This window comes from Halobacterium sp. KA-6 (genome assembly GCF_021029015.1).
Taxonomy (GTDB): domain Archaea; phylum Halobacteriota; class Halobacteria; order Halobacteriales; family Halobacteriaceae; genus Halobacterium.
Genome location: NZ_JAJJZH010000001.1, coordinates 577155 through 594775, shown reverse-complemented (window position 1 = coordinate 594775; position 17621 = coordinate 577155). Strand labels below are relative to the sequence as shown.

The following is a 17621-nucleotide window of genomic DNA, read 5'->3' as shown; positions in this document are numbered from 1 at the left end:
GGGTTACGCGGCGGCTTCGGCGGCGTCCGCGTCGAGCGCGTCGGCGGCTTTCTGGGCCTCCTGTTCGACGATGTACGCGCGGTCGTCGGCGTACTCGGCGGCGGCTTCGAGCGCGCGCTCGGTGCCGATTTGGACGAGCGCCCACGCCGCGGACGCCCGCACCGTGTCGCTGTCGTCGTCAGCAAGCACGTCGGTCAATGGCTCGATGGCGCGCGTGTCACCGATGAGGCCCAGGGAGCGCGCCGCGCGGCTGCGCACGCTGTCGTTGTCGGCGACCAGTTGGTTGGCGACGTCCTGGGTGGTGTCTTCGCTGCCGATTTCGCCGAGAGACTTCAGCGCGGTCGTGCGGAGGTCGGGGTTGCCCTCGGCGTCCACGAAGTCGACGACGTGCTCGATGCCGTCCTCGCTGCCGATGCGGCCGACGATTTCGACGGCGAGCGTGTTCCGGCGCGCGGCGCGCTGGCCGACCTCGTCGAGTGCTTCCGGGCTGGCGACGCGCTTGAGCGCCTCCAGACAGTGGCGCTCCATGAAGTCGGAGTCGCCCATGTGTTCGAGGCAGAGCAGAATCATCTCGACGTTCTCGCGCTGCTCCCACTGCTTGAGCGCCGTCCACTCCGGCGGGAAGTCCTTGCGCTTCTGCCCCATGACCTCGTAGTAGCCTTCCGCGCGGAGCTTCTGACGGACCGAGAGGTCGTCCCACTCCTGGGCGTCCTCGACGCCCGCGGTGAGCGCGTCGGTCGCCTCCGTGAGCGCCTCGATTGTCTCGGCGTCCTCGTCGGGGTCGAGGTCCGCGGCTTCGACCGCGGCGACGACCTCGTCGAGTTCCTCCGCGAGCGCCTCCGGGTCGGCGACTTCGCCGCCGACGAACGTCTCGTCGAGCGCCTCGCCGGCGTCGTCGAGGTACGTGCTCACGGCCGCCTGCAGTGCTTGTTCGCCCTGTTCGGTCCAGCGCGTCGACTCCAGCGTGGACTGGGCGTCCTCGATTGCCGCGACGACGTCCTCGGCGTACGGCCCGCGCTGGGCTTCGAGGTCCTCGCGGAGCTCGGACAGCCGGGACTCGAGTGCCTCGGCAGGGGCCTCCTCGTCGTCCTCCTCGGGTTCCGGGAGGTCCGCCGCTTCGAGGTCGGACTCGACGGCGTCGAGAATCGCTTCGACGTCGTCGAGGTCGGCCTCCGTCTCGGCGCTTTCGAGGGCGTCGGCGGCGTCGTCGAGACGCTCCTGAAGCGTTTCTACGTCCACGTCCGGGGCCGGCGCGTCGGCCGACTCCTCGGGTTCCTCGTCCCCGTCGCTCATACCAATTCGTTCCGCCAGCGCGCCTATGAGCGTTTCCCTTCGCCCCGCCAGTAGAATCGCGGCGCGAGCACGAGGTACGCGCACGCCCACGCCAGCAGGACGCGGGGGAACAGCCGCGGGCCGAGCGTCGGCGCGAGCACGGCAGCAGCCTGCACCGCGCCCATCGCGAGCGCGTCCCGCGAGTAGAGGTCGGGGTACGTAATCGACGACACCATCAGCACGGTGAGAACAGTGATTGCGGCGACGACGATTCGCGGGTCGCCGACGCCGGCGAGCACGCCCGCGGCCAGCAGGGTCGCGGCGAGCGTCGTCGGCACGCCCTCCGTGTGGTCGTTGCCCGTGTCGTAGGCCGTGTAGAGGCCGAGGCGGACGACGCCCGCGGCGACGAACAACGCGCACGCGGCGAGCGCGACGACGCCCCACGTGCTCTCGAAGCCCCACGCGTTCCGCGCGACGATGGCAACGAGGAACGCGGGCGCGACGCTGAACGACGCCACGTCCGCCAGCGAGTCGAGGTGTTCGCCGGCCGGCGTCCCGCCGTACTTGCGCGCGAGCACGCCGTCGAGCCCGTCCGCGATGGCGGCGAGCAACACCAATCGCGCGGCGAGCGCCACGTCGACGGTGGCCGCCACGACCGCCACGAAGCCGAGTGCCGCGTTCGCCGCGGTCACGGCGTCCGCGACGCCCAACCGGCCGACGAAGCGGGGTTGCATGTTCCACGCATCTCGGCAGGCGTCCTTACGTGTTTACATCCGTGCTCCCGTCTTGTCCCCGCGTTGTCACCGGTTCGAGGCTCGCGTCGGCGGGACCGCGCCGTATAAATGCGCGACGAACCGACTGTCGACCATGCAACGCCGGGCGTTCCTCGCCGCAGCAGGGGCTGGCGTCAGCGCGGCGCTGGCCGGCTGTATCGGGCCGTCGCTGTCCACCTCGGAGTACGACATCGGCATGCAGTCGAACGCGTTCGTCCCCGAGCCCGCCGTCGAGGGGAACGACGTGCCGACGTTCGAGGCGAGCGTCGGCGACACCGTCGTCTGGGCGAACACCGGCTCCCGGAACCACACCGTCACCGCCTACGAGGACGGCGTCCCCGAGGGGGCCGACTACTGGGCCTCCGGCGGCTTCGAGAGCGAGCAGGCCGCCCGCGACGCGTGGGAGAACAGCATCAACGGCGGCGGCATCGTGCAACCAAGCGAGACCTACGAGCACACCTTCGAGGTCGCTGGGGACTACTACTACGTCTGCATCCCGCACGAGAGCGCGGGGATGCTCGGGAAGGTCGTCGTCACCGAGTGAGGCGACTGCCGGTCGCGCCGCTGTCGGCGTAGTGCGCGAAAAGTGTGAATTCGGACTGTTCGGAAGCGGTTAGACTTCGTCTTCGACGCCGACGGCCGTCTCCTCTTCCTCGTGGACTTCCTCGGGCGGCGCTTCGAGCGTCGCCTTCTGGACTTCCACGCGGCGAAGCGGGTAGATGGTGTTCGCTTCGTCGTAGATGGCCGAGGAGAGCCGGCCCTCCGTGATGGAGTCGATGAGCGCTTCGAACGTGCGCTCCTCGCCGGCTTCCTCGACGAGGTCGATCATCGTGCGACGGATGGCCTTCTGCTGGCTCTGGTCGGCCTGCTTCGTGGTGTACGCGACCGGCTGAATCTTCACGCGGTAGTCGTCCGTCGTGAGGACCGTGATGGTCACGCCAATCTTCGACGACCCGCGGCGCACGAGACTACGCTTGTAGTCCCGCGTGAGTTCGTGCTTCACGAACTCCGTGGACGCGGTGTCGCTCCCGACGTCGTCCACCTGGAAGGTGAGTTTGACGTTGTTCTCGCCGCCGTCGACGAGTTCGTCGAGTGTCGTCTCGATGGTTCGGTCGTAGACCTGTTCTGGCTCTTCGGCGGGCGTCTCGCCGAGCTCCTGCCGGTCGAACTCCTCCGGCGCGAGCACGGTGTACCACCGTTTCTCTTGGTTCTGCTTGGATACGGAACGTTCGCTCATGATTCGTTTGTCGTGTGTCGGTTTGCGTGCTGTGCGACTTCGGTCGCCACCGTGACGTTCACGACGTAGTCGTCGACGGTCGACTGGAGGCCGCCGGTGTCGTCGCGCTCGATGCGCGTGACGACGGCGTCCTCCGTGACTCGCGTGTCCATCTCGGCGGTGTTGTCGGGGCGGACGGCGGCCGCGACCAGTTCCGGGTCCGGTACTGCGGTCCTCATCGTCGCGTGCCGCGTCATAGTTCGCCCCGCACGGTTTCTACGAGGTCTGCTTCGTGTTCGGCGTCTGCGACCGCCAGCGTCGACGTCCCCACGCTGTTCGGGAGGACGTCACGGGCGTCCGCGTCGGTCGTCGCGAGCGCGGCAGCGTCGTCGCCGACGACGAGCACTGCGGGTTCGCGAGCCCGGTAGTCCCGGACGAGTCGCGCGACGGTCGGCTGCGCGACGTCGGCCTCGACGACCTCGACCGCGCTGTACCGCGACGGGTCCGCGCGTCGGACCGCCGCGTGTGCGTCGGTCGCGTGGTCGCGCCACGCGTCCAGCGCCGTCGGCGCGTCGACCGCGCCCTGCGCCAGCGCGACGCCCAAGCCGGGTGCGTCCCACGCTAGCGCACCGAGCACGTCCGCGAACCCCTCGACAGTCTCGAAGGGTCCGGCGGGCGTCTCGTGCGGGCGGAGGACGTCCGCGACGCGGTCCGCGGCGCGCGCCGTCTCGCCGGTCGCGTCGAGTGCGACTACCGAGGCGAGGCGGCGCTGTGCCGCGTCGTCGAGTTCCGGTGGGAGGCCAATTTCGGCGAGCGTCGCGCCCGCCGCCTGCTCGTCCCCCGAGAACGACGCGTGGACGCGCATCGAGTGCGCCAGGCCCGCCGCGAGGTCCGCGGTCGGAATCCCGACGCCCGGACGCCGCGTCGACCCGGCGGCCTCCCGGACGTCGCTGGACGGCTCGACGCCGTCAGCGAGCGCGCCCGCGAACGCCACCACTGGGTCGGGGGCTGCACCGGCTTCCCGCGCCGCGTCGAAGGCCGCGTTCGGTGCGTCCTCGACGAACGACGCGTCGGCAGCCGGCGATTCGACGCCGACGGCCACGAGGGACGTCTCGGCCGCGTCCGGAGCCGACGGCGCGCCGCGAGTCACGCGCACCTGGTACGGTACGTCGCGCTCGTCGCACGCCCCGGCGAGCATCGCGGCGGCCGCGATGCTCCCGCCGGTCGGTGCCGCCAGCACGCGGACGAACTCCGCGTCGGCCAGCACCGACTCGGCGTCGGGCTCGGTCGCAGCTGTGGTGCGTCCCGTCGTCGCCATCTATTCGAGCAGTTCGACCGCGTTCTCGTAGGAGTACTTGAAGTCCTCGTCGAGCTCGTCGCCGCGGTAGTAGTTGGCGAGCCGACGGATTTTGGACTCCGTGTTCTGGAGCGCGCGCTTGTTCTGGTGGTCCTGTCCGTTCTCCTGAACGTGCTCGCGCAGCCGAATCGCCTGCTCGAGGAGGTTACGGAAGTCCTCGGGCAGGTCGGACTTGGCGTCGTTCTCTTCGAGAATCTCGGTGACCTTCTTCCCGGTCGCCAGCTTGACGTCCGGAATCGGCGTGCCCTGCACGCCCTCGTCGCGGAGCTTCATGCCAATCTGCGAGGGGTCGTGCCCCTGCTCGGCGAGCTCCACCACGCGGTCCTCGATTGCGTCTTCGTCTACGTCGCTCCACTCCGGTGGTTCGTCTGCCGCCGGGCGGTCCGAACCGGACGACCCACGGCGGCGCGTGTGCATTCGTGCCATGATTTTCGGATTGGAACTACACGAAACGCTGGCGGCACCGACTGGTGCCGGAACACTACCGCAGTCCCAAGCCGCGCCAGCGAACGCAATTTGCGTCCGAACCCGCGCGGCGCCGTCGGATCTACGGCCGTGTGGTTCCCTACAGGCGAGAACGCCCTCGGGCACGTAAAGGGTTTCCATCTCCCCGTGGAGCCGCCAAATGAATTCGCGGGGTTTATCAACGACCGCGGGAAACGTTTGGATGCGTTCGAGGGCTCGTAGATCAGTGGTAGATCATCCCCCTGGCACGGGGAAGGCCTCGGGTTCAAATCCCGACGAGTCCACTTCTCTAACACTCGACCGCGAAGCGACGCGTGTGTCGCTTCGCGTCGATACTGAGTATTGGCGAGTCGGGATTTGAAGCCCTGGAAGTCGCAGCGCCGAGCGTAGCGAGGCGACCGTCTTCCTCCGGGTTCAAATCCCGCAGGCGAGCGCAGCGAGCCTGCGTCCCTCGCGAAACCTTCGGTTTCGCTCAGTCCCGACGAGTCCACACGTGTTTGTGGCACAAGGCTACGCGTGTGTTAATTCGGTAGAATATCGACGAAACGGTCACGACTTACATTGACGCTCATCGTTATCGGGATTCTGAGTCTTGAAGTTGCGTCAATGAAGCCCAATCTCTTACTCTGACAGCCGCGTCCAGGCGGCACAAGAAGAACCACTCGAGGCCAAGTGAAAGTAGTCAAGGCCGTAACTCCGACCGAAGTTCTCCGACGACCGAGAATGCCGCAAGGTCACTCGGCCGTTGAGGAGCCCTCGGCGTTGTCGCCATCTACCGCCGAACCACTCGTAGTAGACCAATCCGTCCGTTCACGCTTATAGAGATACACCAACCCCGGGATAATCGCAAGCATCGGAATCAACGAACACGCGACCAAGATACTGGTCGTCTTCGGTGACACATTACGGATCCCTGTTCCTCGAGCATCAAGCGACATCCCCACGGGTAGAGCTAGCCAAGCAATAAGTAGAATCCCACCCGCGACAGCCGGTGCTGTATCCGGAATTAATGAAAACCACAGCCATAGAACACCCCACGCAATTATACCAACGACAGCAGTATAGAGCCGCCACTGTCTCTCAGTATTCACACCGACAGTATCCGACCGTTCAAGCCCGAGAAATCGCAGAGCTCGTTCCCTCACGGAGTCCGCAAATCCGTGCGCTTTCAGCACTCTTGTGCCACCATCAGCTAACCACCGCTTATCCGATACACCCCGGCGAATCACGCCAATAACACGACCTGTTGGTTTCCCCGCGATCGCTGCTTTTGGAATATAATCATTCAAATCCTCTACGAACAAATCTCCGTCACTAGCGAGATGCAGATCATCCTTTAGGATGGCGTATTTCACCTTCTGCGACTCAAACTCGCGTTCAACATCCGCGTCCGGATCTGAGAAGATGCCGAATTCGGCCGCATCATGTGGGTTCAGCACAACTTTCCTGTGCGCGCGCTCCATCGCCCGATTTGCTCGGTACTGCTCGTCTTCTAGGAACTCTTCAGCAGACTGCCCCGTGGCAGACTCGATGGCCTCACGGTCGCTCTCACTGAGGTGTTGAAGCTCGCTCTTTAACGAGGAGTCAGACGCGTCTTCACTAGCAGGTGTCGTGCCAAGATACTCCTCAACGATGTCGTACGCATCCATCTCGCCAATAAGATTGATGAGATCGTCGCCATCGATGAGTTTGACGTTTAAGTCACGGGCACGATCCTCGGCAGATCCAGTAAAGTACCCTGTCGTGACGATGATGGCCTCGTCAGTGTCTGCTTCTTGCTGCTTGAGAGCTGAGTATTGTTGAATATCGGGGCCGCCAACGGTATTGGTGTCGCTATACCGCTTTGCTTGGATGAGGGCCTTTTTTCGATAGGGCGAAGTTTTTGTTGCGCGAATATCGACACCAGCGTCGCTGGATTGTTGTTCAACTTCAGCGGTCCAGCCCTGGCGACGCCAAAGGTCGGCGATCAGATGCTCAAACTCAAAGTCGTCCATCGATTGAAGGCGACGCCGGAGCTCGTCGTCCGGCCACGAATGATGGTCGCCGTCAGAGGCCATACGCTGGCCGACTCATGACAGTGGCATAATTATTTCTGTGAGTGATTTTGTGTGTGCGCGCTGCAACTGCGCTCGCGGAATGTGCAGAGACGACGAATCTCAAATTCGACGGACGACATGCGACTGCTCTCACGTCGATTCGGGCATCCGGTACGTGAGCGCGATGACGACGGCCATCACGACCGCGAGGAAGACGTAGCCTTCGTCGAAGTAGCCGTGGTCGCCGACGACGCCGAAGACGACCGGGCCGGCGGCGGCCAGCGACGCGGTGAGCGTGCGGATGACGCCGAGGCCGGTGCCCTGGGTCGCCTCGGAGAACGCTTCCGCGAGGAACGACTGCGTGATTGCGCCGGTGCCGAGCATCGTGCTGACGAGCGCGGTGATGCCGACGAGCGGCCAGATGCCGGAGACGACGGGCAACAGGAGGAAGCCCGCGGCGGCCGGCAGCAGAATCCCGATGAGCGAGCGGCGCATCCCGATGCGGTCGTAGGCCGCGCCGGCCAGCGGCTTGACGAGCACGCCGACCGCGAAGAAGAATCCGAACAGCACGCTCGCCTGCGGGGTGGAGAGGTCTTTCACTGACGTGAGGTAGGTCGGGTAGAACGCGGTGAACGACTGCCAGATGAACATGTAGAGGAAGAGGATGACCGTCATGAACCCGATTTCCGGCGTGCGGAGTTCCGCGAGGACGTCGACGGCGTCCCGCAGTGACTGCGTGCTCTCCGAGTCCGTCCCGGCGTCTGTCCCGTCGTCCCGGCTCGGTGACGTGGCGTAGATGAGAATCCCGGCGACGACGAGCAGCGGCGCGACGAAGCCGAGGCCGGCCTGCCACGCGACGGCGGCGGCGAGCGCGGCGGCAATCGGCGGGAGGACAGTCTGTCCGATGTCGCCGGTCGCCATCGTGACGCCGAGCGCGCTGCCGAGGCGCTGCGTGTAGAGCTTCGAGAGAATCGTGATTCTGGCAATCGGGTACAGCGAGTGGCCGAGTCCCCAGACGGCGGTCGCCGCGAACAGGACGAGTGGCGACGAGGACGTGACGACGAGGCCGAGCGCCGCGGCGACGACGACCGCGCTCACGGCCATGAGCGCGCGCTCGTCGTACCGGTCGGCGAGCATCCCACCGGGGAGCTGGCCGATTGCCGCGAAGAACCACAGCACGGTCACGAGCAGCCCCGTCACCGTCAGTGAGAGCCCGTAGTCAGTCTGGAGGTAGGGGATGATGACGGGGTAGACCATCCGCCCGCCGTTCAGCAGGCCCCAGCCGGTCGCGATAGCGACGAGGGAGACGCCCTTCCCGCCGCCCCACAGCGCCGTCACTTCCTGCCGAACTGCGGTGCGCAGGCCCATTAGGTCTACTCGGAACGGGCAGTCGTGCGCCAATAATAACTGTGTTTCTGCCGTCTCCTCGGGCAAGCGGCGAAGAGTCGAGCGACCGACCGGCCAGCGACTCCGGCCTGGGCGCGGAGGTGAATACCGTTGGTTATATTGGCGAACCTGGCTATTACTCACACGAGTATCTAATGACGGCGAACGACCGGATTCGCACGACGCACATCGGTAGCCTTCCCCGACCACCGGAGCTGCTCGACCTTCTAGAGCAGCGCCAGGACGGCGAGGACGTCGACGCCGACGAGTGGGACGCGACCGTCGCGGACGCCACGCGCGACGTCGTCGAGCGCCAGGCCGAAGTCGGCCTCGACGTCGCCAACAACGGCGAGCAGTCCCGCGTCTCGTTCAACTGGTACGTCGCGGACCGCCTCAGCGGCATCGACGGCGAGCGCGAGCAGGAACTCTGGGCGGACCTCCAGGAGTTCCCCGACTACGCCTCGGAGACGTTCGAGACGGACGTCATCGACCTCTCGATGCAGCCCGTCGTCACCGGCCCCGTCGAGTACACCGGCCACGACGACGCGAAGGCCGAATTGGACGGGTTCCAGGACGCCCTCGACGACGTCGACGCGGACTTCGAGGACACGTTCGTCACCTCGGCGTCGCCCAGCGTCGTCACCGCCACGCACGTCGACGACTACTACGGTGACTACGAGGAGTACCTCTTCGCGGTCGCGGACGCGATGGCCGAGGAGTACGAGCTCGTCGCCGAGACCGGGACGACCCTCCAAATCGACGCGCCCGAACTCCTCACGGTGGGCCACACCGCGGAGTACGCGGACGCACCTCTCGACGAAGTCAAGGCAGCCACGCGCCTCCACGTCGAGGCGCTCAACGAGGCGCTGTCGAACGTCCCCGCCGAGCAGGTCCGGCTCCACACCTGCTGGGGGAGTTACGAGGGCCCCCACCACCTCGACACGGGCCTCGCGGAGCTGCTCCCGGAAATCTACGAGGCCGACATCACGGGGCTCAGCGTCGAGCAGGCCAACCCCCGCCACCAGCACGAGTACCGCGCGTTCGCCGAGCACCCGGTGCCGGACGGCTGGGACCTGATTCCGGGCGTCGTCGACGTGAAGACGAACGTCGTCGACCACCCCGAGACCATCGCGGACCGCCTGGAGCGCGTGGCCGCCGCCGTCGACGACTCGACGCCGCTGGTCGCCGCGCCCGACTGCGGCTTCGGCACGCAGGCCGGCATCGGCATGGTCCACCCCGAAATCGCGTGGAAGAAGCTCGACGCGCTCGCCGAGGGCGCGGAGATAGCGACCGAACGCATCTACTGACGCCCGCACCGGCTCGCGTCGGCGCTTCGCGGATTTGTTTCTACCCCATCATTTATTTGGTGTCAGCAGAGTTACGACTCGTTGTGAGGGGAGCCACCGAATGTCACTGACCGACGCACAGCGACCCGCGAACAGGCGCGAACGCTACCGCACGATGGCCGACGCCGCCACCCGACCGTTCGCGGTCGGCGCCGTCGCCGTCCCCCTGGTCCTGCCCGTCCTGGGCTACCTCTCCGGGGACGTCCGAATCATGTTCACCGTCCACCTCTTCCTCGGCGCGTTCTGGTTCGGCACCGCGGTGCTCGGCGCGGTCGTCCTGGGCCCCGTCATGGGGAGCCTCTCCGAGGAGGCCAACGCGGAGTTCGCGGAGGGCTTCGTCCCGAAGATGAACCTGCTCATGGAGCCGGTGTCGCTCGGCGTCGTCGGCTCCGGCGTCGGGCTCGCGGGCCTGATGGGGCTCTGGGACTCCCCGACGCCGTCGCTGTGGGCGGCGGTCGCGCTCGCCGCCGCGCTGCTCGTGCTCGGGTTCGGCCCGCTCCACAAATTCACGGCCGGGATGTTCGACGAAATCGCCGCCGACGACACCGACCACGAGCGGCTCGCCGACCTGAACAAGAAGTACGGCATGCTGAGCCTCGTCGAACTCGTCCTCATGGTCGCCATCGTCGGCACCATGTCCGGCCTCCGCTGGGGATTCTGAGGGGGAGATTCAGTCCTCGACGCGCGTGCTAATCTCCTCGGCGATGCGGCCGCCGGGGTGGCGCAGCGTGCCGCTCTCGACTTCGTAGACGTAGCCGTGGACATTTGCGTCGACGAGCGGGTGTTCCTCGAGGTATCGGACTTGTGCGGCGCAGGCTTCGTCGATGTCGTCGGTCATGCGCACCCAGTCGGCGACGGTGGCGTCACCGATCGAGAGGTCGGGGAGCGCGGGGTCGAGGTCGACGTCGTCGAGGTCGCCACCCGCGGCGGCCTCCAGTCCGTCGACGACGGCATCGTCGGGTGCGCTCATCATCCCGCAGTCGGTGTGGTTGACGACGATGATTTCCTCGGTGTCGAAGAACTGGGTGGTGAGCGCGGCCGAGCGAATCACGTCGTCGGTGACTTTCCCGCCGGCGTTCCGGAAAATCTGGGCGTCCCCGAGTTCGATGTCGAGGGCGTCCTCGACGGGGATGCGTTCGTCCATGCAGGCGACGACCAGCAGGCGGTCGTCGGTCGGGATGCCCTTGCGGCGGCGTCGCGCCCAGTCGTCGTGGTCCTCGACGGTCGCGTCGACGTGCTCGTGGTGGTGGCCGGGTTCGTGGTCGTGGTTGTGTGAGTCTGCCATGCGAGTGAGCGTTTCTCGCAGAAGCGTGTGGTAGTTGGTCACTCGGCGAGCCTCGCCGGGGAATCCGGGACCACCGAGAACCGCCAGAAAGAACTCGAGAGCCGAGAATTACGCCGGGCTGGGCGTCTGGACGGTGGAGATGTACGACGCGAGGTCCGTCGTGGTAATCATGCCGATGACGTTGTCCTCCTCGTCGACGACGGGCATGTGGTGGAAGCCGTGTTCGAGCATGGCGTCGGCGACGTCGCGGATGGAGTCCTGCGCGCCGGTAGTGACGACGTCCGTGGTCATGTAGCGCTCGACGGTGGTCTGGGCCTTCGGCTTGCTCTTAGCCACGATGGTGACGAAGTCGGTGTTGGTGAGGATGCCTTCGAGGTGGCCGTGCTCGTCGACGACGACGACCGAGCCGATGCTGTTGTCGAGCATGAGCTCGGCGGCGTCCTCGACGAGCGTGTCGGGCGTGACGGTGTGGATGCTGTCCGACATGAGTCGGCCGACGAAAATATCGTCCATACTCGAAGATAGCGCCGCGGCGTGTTAAGCGTTGTCCGCCACCACGTCACGATAGCACAGGCAGCCGCGAGAAACCGAACGACCTACACTCGCTGCAGCGCAACCGGGAACTGTGATTCCCGTCGCGCACGCCCAGACTGCAGGGCTGGACGTTCCGCTCGTGGTGGCGCTCGCCGCCGCGGGCGTGGCGTCCGCCCTGCTCACGGGCGCGGCGCTGGTGGCGTTCCTGCGGCGGCGCTCCCGGCCCTACTTGCTGGTCGCGCTCGCGCTCGCCACGCTGCTCGCGCGCTCGGTCGTCGCCGGCGCGAGCGTCGGCGGCTTGCTCGCGGGCGACGTCCACCACGTCCTCGAACACGGCCTCGACGTCGTAATGGCGGGCCTCGTCATCGCCGCGGTCTGGTACGCGCGCTCGGTCGCCGGCACGCCCACGGGAGGTGACGAGCGGTGACCGACACCCGCGACCGCGTCGCCGCGCACGTCCGCGACGACCCCGGCGTCCACTTCAACGCGGTCGTCCGGGCGACAGACCTCGCGCCCGGGCAGGTCCAGCACCACGCCCGGCGACTCGTCCGCGCGGGCGACCTCGCGGTCGAACGCGTCTCGGGGCGTACGCACTACTTCCCGCCCGAGTTCGACGACTGGGAGCGCGGCGTCGTCGCGCTCGCGCGCCGCGAGACCGCCCGCGACGCCCTCTACCACCTCCTCGACAACGGCCCGTCGCGCCCGGACGACGTCGCGGACAGCGTCGGCGTCGCGCGCTCGACGCTCGAACACCACCTCGACGCGCTCACCACGCACGACGTCGTGGAGAAGCGCCGCGACGAGCGCAACCGCGTCACGCTCGCGCTCGTGCGGCCAGAAGAGACCGTCCGACTGCTCGCCGATGTCGACCCCACTGCGGCCGACCGGTTCGTCGACCGCTTCGAGCGCCTGCTCGACAACTTCTTCGACTAGGCGGCGACCGGTCGGCCGCCGCCCGTCGCGCGCACGATGCTCCCGAGCATCAACAGGACACTCGCCGCGAAAAACACGCCGCCGACGGGCGACGTCGGGTCCATGAACGCCCAGTACGCGGGGGTGGCGGCGGCGCCGAACAGCACCGAGAGCACGCCGTAGAACGCGGGCGCGCAGCAACAGCACGCGGTCGCGCCGGTCGTGGCGACCATCCCGAGCGCGGACGTGCCGCCGTCCGCGGCGCTCTCGGCGCGCGCCTGCTGGACGAGCACGCCGACGTTGACGGCGACGAGGCTCCCGAGCAGCCCCATCATGACGACCGTCCCAACGGAGACGAACCCAGCCATCGGGACCGACGGGAAGACGAACTCGACGGCCGGCCACGCGACCAGCGGGTCCGCGACGGGCAGAAAGACGACCGTCGACTCGGTCGGCGCGCCGACGCCGGGGTCGGGGTTGAGGGTGAGCGTCCCCGCGGAGAACGCGAAGAAGCCGACGAACAGCACGCCCGCGGCGAGACCCGCGCCGAGCGGCCGGCGGTCGCGGCGCAGGCTCTGGACGACGCCCCACGCGTCGCGGTACAGGACGTATCCCACGGCAAACACGACGGTCGCGACGAGCACGTAGCCGAGGACGTGGTAGGTGCCGCCGTTCGGCATCACGATGGGATACACCACCCACGCCGCGAGCAGCACGCCGAGCGCGACGTAGCGCGGGCGTTCGGGCCATCGGCGGCGGCCGACGACGAGGCTGCCGACCGCCATCGCAGTGCCGACGACGAGACTCAGCGTCGGGTAGATAGAGCGAATCTGGGGGCCAGTGTCGGCGACGACCTGGAGTTCGACGAGGCCGACGAGCCCGAACCCGCCGGCGAGCGCGGCGACGAGGCCCGCAGCGGCCCCCGTCGTGCCGTCGACGCGGCCGCGGCGGTACGCGGCCATCGTGACGGCAGCGACGCCGATGCCGACGAACGCGAGCGCGAACAGCAGCCAGTGGGGCGTGCCGGCGTGCGTGGTCCCAGTATGGGCGGCTGCCGGACTCGCGAGCGCAGCGACCGCGGCGACGATGCCGCCGGCGCGGCCAGCGGCACGGAACGGATGCATACCCGTTCTCTCGTGCGGAGTGGCTTGCGGGTTCTGGTCCGCGCGTCGAATTCGACGGGTGCACCAGAACGGCTTTTCGCGTGAACGCGCAACATCCGGGTATGCTTCCGGACTCCCGCGGCGTGAGCCGCCGCGCGTTCCTCAAGTCCGCGGTCGCCATCGGCGGCGCGAGCGCGCTCGCGGCGTGCATGGACCGCGAGGACGCCGACGTTCCAGCAGGCGTCGACGACCCGGCGTCGCTGCCCGAGCGCCAGCACGCGTGGAACGACGCCCTCTCGCGGGACGACGCGGGGAACGTCGTGCCGCCGCGCCACCACGCGCTCCTCCACTTCGACCTCGACGGCGAACCCACCGACGAAGCCCGCGGGACCGTCGAATCCGCGCTCCGCACGCTCGAACGCGCCTACGAGTACTCGAACGACGGCCTGCTCGCGACGCTGGGCTACTCCCCCGCGTACTTCGAGCGCTTCGACGCCGAACTCCCCGAGTCCGTCCACCTCCCCGAGCCGCAGCCACTCTCGGACCTCGAAGACCCCGCGCTGGACACGCCCGACGCCATCCTCCACCTCGCCAGCGACCACGCCAGCGCCGTCCTCGAAGCCGAGGAGGCGATGCGCGGGAACCGCGACACCGCGAACGGAATCGACGTCGACGCCGCGCTCACGGGCGTCTTCTCGGTCGCGGACCGGCGCTCCGGGTTCGTCGGCGACGGCCTCCCCGCCGAGCACCAGGACACGGGCGGCGTCCCGGACTCTGAGCCCGTGCCCGAGGACGCGCCGTTCTACATGGGGTTCGAGTCGGGCTTCGAGAAGAGCCAGGCGACCGAGGACCGCGTCACCATCCAGTCCGGGCCGTTCGCGGGCGGCACCACCCAGCACGTCTCCCACATCGACCTGAACCTCACGCAGTGGTACGAGCAGGACGACCGCGAGTCCCGCGTCGCGCAGATGTTCTGTCCCGCGCACGCCGACAGCGGCGCGGTCGAGGGCACGGGCGAGAACCTCGGCGACAGCCCCCAGCTCGACGACTGCGGCGACCCCGTGGAGACGGGCAGCGAGCGCGGCGTCGTCGGGCACTCGCAGAAGTTCCAGCGCGTCCGCGAGGACGGCCGGCCGGTCATCCTTCGCCGGGACTTCGACTCGACGGACGGCGGCCACGCGGGCGTGCACTTCCTCGCGCTCCAGCGCGAAATCGCGGACTTCGAGCGCACTCGCGAGGCGATGAACGCCACCGACGTTAGCGGCCAGACGCCGGTCGGCCGCACGCAGAACAACGGCATCCGCCAGTACCTCTCGGTCACCCACCGCGGCAACTACCTGCTGCCGCCGCGGTCGAGTCGCGCGCTCCCCACCCCGGAGGGCAGCGATGCGTAAGCCGAGTCGGCGCGCGTTCCTCGCGGCAGCAGGCGCTACCGGTCTCGGCGCGACCGCGGGCTGTCTGGGATTCCTCGAAACGGAGCGCGCGACCCGCGAGCCGCCGCTCCCCGAGAACCGCCCAGACGCCGCCTACGTCCCCTCGCACGTCGAAGGCATGGAGATGCCTGGAATGCAGACCAGCGGCCGGTACGCGTGCGCGCTCTCCTACACGTTCCCGCACCGCTTCTGGCTGGTGCGCGGGACGGACACCGACCGCGTGGACGTCCGCGGCGAGGACGACGTCCACCTGATGGTCGCCGTCTGGGACACCGAAACCGGCACGGTGCTGCCGGAAGCGAACGTCGCCATCGAGCACACGGGCCCGGACGGCGAGACGTCGTCGGTGACGCCGTGGCAGATGCTCTCCCAGCAGATGGGCGTCCACCACGGCGACAACGTCGCGCTCGGGCCGGAGGGCAACTACGACGTCACTGTGCGCGTCGTCCCGCCGACCACGCGCCGGACGGGCGAATCGGCCGCGACCGACCCCGTGGAGTTCGGCTTCTCGTTCACGTTCGACCGCTCCAGCCTCGACGACCTCCCGTTCGAGGACATCCCCGCCGACCGCGAGGGAAGCGAGGGCGCGGTCGACCCGATGGACATGAAGAGCGCGACGCTCTCGCAGGCACCCACAGAAGACGCGTTCCCGATTCCGGTGCGCGGCACAGGCGAGACGGGCGGCGCGAATCTGGTCGTCGGGACCGCGGACCGACTCGGGAGCCTCGCAACCGGCGACGGCGAGACGTACGTCGCGACGTCGCTGCGCACGCCACACAACCGATTCGTGCTCCCGAACGCATCGTTGTCGGCGACCGTCGACGCGGGCGGCGAGCGCGTCTTCGACGGCGACCTCGTGCCGACGCTCGACGCCGACCTCGGCTACCACTACGGCGCGGTCGTCTCCGCTTCTGACGCAATCGAGAACGTGACCGTGAGTGTCGACACGCCGCCGCAGGTGTCGCGCCACGAGGGGTACGAGACGGCGTTCTTCGACTTCTCGGACGTGTCGGTCTGAACGGCGAATCGACAGCCCGGTAGCTACTGTTGGACTTCGTCGACCAGTGACGCGACGGCGTCGTCGACGAGGCGCTGCCTCAGCCGCCCTTGCCAGAACGCGATGTCGTCGGAACTGAGCGACTGGACACCCCACGGGACGATGCGGCTCTGTTCGGGTGTTCCACCGCGTATCCAGTCGTCGTCCGGGATTTCGAGGAGTCCGTCCATCCACGACTTCGTTGTCAGCGTGACTACGATGTACTGTTCGCCGTGGAACGGTCGGTCCTCGTGATTCGAGAGGACGAGCCAGGGGCGTGCCTGCTTGGCACCGTCGAACGGGTCTACGCCGTAGACGACGTCGCCCGGTTCGAAAATCGGCGTCGGTTCCTCGTCGCTCACTGTTCGTCGTCGACGCTCGGGTGCGCTCCCTCGGGCGACTGCTCGCGCCAGGCGTCCGCGTCCTCCTCGCCGAGTTGCTCGTTGAACAGGGAGGTGGCGCGCTCGTAGCCGTCGTACTCCGCGAGTCGCTGCTCGTCGTCGGTGACCGCCCAGTACGTCGCCTTGTGTTCGACGAGGTCGCGGTCCTTGAGCCGCGTGAGGGCGGTGCTGACCGCTCCTTCGTCGATTTCGAGGCGAGCGGCAATCTCGCCCGCTTCGAACGCGTGTCCGTCGTGGCTCGCGAGGAACCCGAGGACGCGCTCTGGGACGGACAGTCCGGCGAGCTCGTCCTCGCTCGCGTTCTCGAAGGTTTCGCGGTCGATAGACATCTCGGGTGGACGTACGGTCTCCAGCGACAAGAGCGTTAGTGACGAAACCGACGTAAGCACCGAAAGTACGCGAACCCCGCATCCTTTTGGCTCGACGGGCGAACGCGGGGTATGGAGCGGTTACGCGAGTCCTTCCAGCGCGCGCCCGTCATCGAGAAAGAGGGTGGGTACGAGTACGTCGTCCTCCCAATCAGCAACGGCGTGCCGATGCTCGAGCCCGCGCTGCTGCGGGAGGTCGTCGTCGGCATCACGCGGGTCGCGGACCTCGAGGACGTGGACAAAATCGTGACGCCGGAGGCGATGGGCATCCACATCTCCACGGCCGTGAGCCTGCAGACGGACCTCCCCGTGACAGTCGTCCGGAAGCGCGAGTACGGGCTGCCCGGGGAGGTCGAAATCCACCAGGAGACGGGCTACTCGGAGGGTGAGATGTACGTCAACGACGTGGAGGAGGGTGACCGCGTGCTCGTGCTGGACGACCTGCTGTCGACGGGTGGGACGCTGCGCGCGCTCACGGACGCCCTCGACGGCATCGGCGCGGACATCGCGGACGTCGTGGTGGTCATCCGGAAGGTCGGCTCGGAGAGCGCGATGGCCGACTCGCCCCACGACGTGACGGCGCTGGTGGACATCGAGGTCGCGGACGGCGAGGTCACGGTCGTCGACGAGTACCGGTAGCGCCCGCCGGCTTCGTGTCAAGGAGCGTGGTAATTGGTCGCAAGGGTTTTTGCGGCTGC

21 protein-coding genes and 1 tRNA gene are annotated in these 17621 nt (G+C 67.7%); 9 read left to right on the top strand and 13 right to left on the bottom strand.

The annotated features are described in order from the left end of the window. Nucleotides 1-3 precede the first annotated feature (3 nt). On the bottom strand, nucleotides 4-1293 hold the full coding sequence (locus LPA46_RS03305; RefSeq protein ID WP_230891363.1) for a HEAT repeat domain-containing protein: 1290 nt from the start codon (nucleotides 1291-1293) through the stop codon (nucleotides 4-6). 23 nt (nucleotides 1294-1316) lie between these two features. Next, entirely contained in the window at nucleotides 1317-2006 is a 690-nt protein-coding gene (locus tag LPA46_RS03300) for a protein sorting system archaetidylserine synthase (RefSeq protein ID WP_230891362.1), read from the bottom strand. A 133-nt stretch (nucleotides 2007-2139) separates the two neighbouring features. Between LPA46_RS03300 and LPA46_RS03295 the strand changes: the two genes are divergently transcribed. Beyond that, entirely contained in the window at nucleotides 2140-2589 is a 450-nt protein-coding gene (locus tag LPA46_RS03295) for a plastocyanin/azurin family copper-binding protein (RefSeq protein ID WP_230891361.1), read from the top strand. A gap of 69 nt (nucleotides 2590-2658) precedes the next feature. Here the strand turns inward: LPA46_RS03295 and LPA46_RS03290 are convergent, their stop codons facing one another. From LPA46_RS03290 to LPA46_RS03275, 4 genes are read right to left on the bottom strand one after another with little or no spacing between them, the layout of a single operon-like run. Then, nucleotides 2659-3282, bottom strand: coding sequence for a 30S ribosomal protein S3ae (locus tag LPA46_RS03290; RefSeq protein ID WP_230891360.1), 624 nt, complete (start codon nucleotides 3280-3282; stop codon nucleotides 2659-2661). Then, a complete protein-coding gene (locus tag LPA46_RS03285; protein ID WP_230891359.1) occupies nucleotides 3279-3518 on the bottom strand; it encodes a KEOPS complex subunit Pcc1 in 240 nt (79 codons plus the stop codon). Before LPA46_RS03285 ends, LPA46_RS03290 begins: the two co-directional genes overlap by 4 nt. Then, on the bottom strand, nucleotides 3515-4579 hold the full coding sequence (locus LPA46_RS03280) for a hypothetical protein (RefSeq protein WP_230891358.1): 1065 nt from the start codon (nucleotides 4577-4579) through the stop codon (nucleotides 3515-3517). Before LPA46_RS03280 ends, LPA46_RS03285 begins: the two co-directional genes overlap by 4 nt. After that, the gene (locus tag LPA46_RS03275) at nucleotides 4580-5044 is read right to left on the bottom strand and encodes a 30S ribosomal protein S15 (protein ID WP_058981981.1); all 465 of its coding nucleotides are present in this window, start codon (nucleotides 5042-5044) and stop codon (nucleotides 4580-4582) included. A gap of 251 nt (nucleotides 5045-5295) precedes the next feature. On the opposite strand from LPA46_RS03275, the gene LPA46_RS03270 reads away from it, so the two are divergent. Next, nucleotides 5296-5367, top strand: a tRNA-Ala gene (locus LPA46_RS03270). A gap of 450 nt (nucleotides 5368-5817) precedes the next feature. On the opposite strand, the gene LPA46_RS03265 is transcribed toward LPA46_RS03270, so the two are convergent. Further along, complete coding sequence (locus tag LPA46_RS03265) at nucleotides 5818-7140, bottom strand: restriction endonuclease (protein ID WP_230891357.1); 1323 nt, start codon at nucleotides 7138-7140, stop codon at nucleotides 5818-5820. 129 nt (nucleotides 7141-7269) lie between these two features. Further along, complete coding sequence (locus LPA46_RS03260) at nucleotides 7270-8487, bottom strand: MFS transporter (protein WP_230891356.1); 1218 nt, start codon at nucleotides 8485-8487, stop codon at nucleotides 7270-7272. 173 nt (nucleotides 8488-8660) lie between these two features. Here LPA46_RS03260 and LPA46_RS03255 point away from each other — a divergent pair, with 173 nt between their 5' ends. Beyond that, nucleotides 8661-9812 carry a cobalamin-independent methionine synthase II family protein gene (locus tag LPA46_RS03255; protein WP_230891355.1) on the top strand — a complete coding sequence of 384 codons (1152 nt, stop codon included), beginning with the start codon at nucleotides 8661-8663 and terminating at the stop codon, nucleotides 9810-9812. A 100-nt stretch (nucleotides 9813-9912) separates the two neighbouring features. Continuing rightward, nucleotides 9913-10512 (top strand): hypothetical protein, encoded by a 600-nt coding sequence (locus LPA46_RS03250; protein WP_230888558.1) that lies wholly within the window; start codon nucleotides 9913-9915, stop codon nucleotides 10510-10512. 9 nt (nucleotides 10513-10521) lie between these two features. Here LPA46_RS03250 and LPA46_RS03245 read toward each other — a convergent pair whose 3' ends face one another. Together LPA46_RS03245 and LPA46_RS03240 are read right to left on the bottom strand one after the other, a co-directional pair. Beyond that, nucleotides 10522-11136, bottom strand: coding sequence for a beta-class carbonic anhydrase (locus tag LPA46_RS03245; protein WP_230891354.1), 615 nt, complete (start codon nucleotides 11134-11136; stop codon nucleotides 10522-10524). A 108-nt stretch (nucleotides 11137-11244) separates the two neighbouring features. Then, entirely contained in the window at nucleotides 11245-11649 is a 405-nt protein-coding gene (locus LPA46_RS03240; protein ID WP_230891353.1) for a CBS domain-containing protein, read from the bottom strand. Nucleotides 11650-11761: 112 nt separating this feature from the next. Between LPA46_RS03240 and LPA46_RS03235 the strand changes: the two genes are divergently transcribed. Continuing rightward, nucleotides 11762-12097, top strand: coding sequence for a DUF7471 family protein (locus tag LPA46_RS03235; RefSeq protein ID WP_230891352.1), 336 nt, complete (start codon nucleotides 11762-11764; stop codon nucleotides 12095-12097). After that, the gene (locus LPA46_RS03230; protein WP_230891351.1) at nucleotides 12094-12603 is read left to right on the top strand and encodes a winged helix-turn-helix transcriptional regulator; all 510 of its coding nucleotides are present in this window, start codon (nucleotides 12094-12096) and stop codon (nucleotides 12601-12603) included. Before LPA46_RS03235 ends, LPA46_RS03230 begins: the two co-directional genes overlap by 4 nt. On the opposite strand, the gene LPA46_RS03225 is transcribed toward LPA46_RS03230, so the two are convergent. After that, nucleotides 12600-13706, bottom strand: a complete 1107-nt coding sequence (locus tag LPA46_RS03225) for a hypothetical protein (RefSeq protein ID WP_230891350.1) — start codon at nucleotides 13704-13706, stop codon at nucleotides 12600-12602. The two genes, LPA46_RS03230 and LPA46_RS03225, sit on opposite strands and share 4 nt — an antisense overlap. 101 nt (nucleotides 13707-13807) lie before the next feature. Between LPA46_RS03225 and LPA46_RS03220 the strand changes: the two genes are divergently transcribed. Continuing rightward, entirely contained in the window at nucleotides 13808-15079 is a 1272-nt protein-coding gene (locus tag LPA46_RS03220; RefSeq protein ID WP_230891349.1) for a DUF7405 family protein, read from the top strand. Then, a complete protein-coding gene (locus LPA46_RS03215) occupies nucleotides 15072-16136 on the top strand; it encodes an iron transporter (RefSeq protein ID WP_230891348.1) in 1065 nt (354 codons plus the stop codon). The genes LPA46_RS03220 and LPA46_RS03215 overlap by 8 nt, the downstream gene beginning before the upstream one ends. A 23-nt stretch (nucleotides 16137-16159) precedes the next feature. Here the strand turns inward: LPA46_RS03215 and LPA46_RS03210 are convergent, their stop codons facing one another. Next, entirely contained in the window at nucleotides 16160-16516 is a 357-nt protein-coding gene (locus LPA46_RS03210) for a type II toxin-antitoxin system PemK/MazF family toxin (protein ID WP_230891347.1), read from the bottom strand. Continuing rightward, nucleotides 16513-16884, bottom strand: a complete 372-nt coding sequence (locus LPA46_RS03205; RefSeq protein ID WP_058981934.1) for a MarR family transcriptional regulator — start codon at nucleotides 16882-16884, stop codon at nucleotides 16513-16515. The genes LPA46_RS03210 and LPA46_RS03205 overlap by 4 nt, the downstream gene beginning before the upstream one ends. Nucleotides 16885-16995: 111 nt before the next feature. On the opposite strand from LPA46_RS03205, the gene hpt reads away from it, so the two are divergent. After that, nucleotides 16996-17562: a hypoxanthine/guanine phosphoribosyltransferase gene (gene hpt, locus LPA46_RS03200; RefSeq protein WP_230891346.1), complete on the top strand. Its 567-nt coding sequence runs from the start codon at nucleotides 16996-16998 to the stop codon at nucleotides 17560-17562. Nucleotides 17563-17621 lie beyond the last annotated feature (59 nt).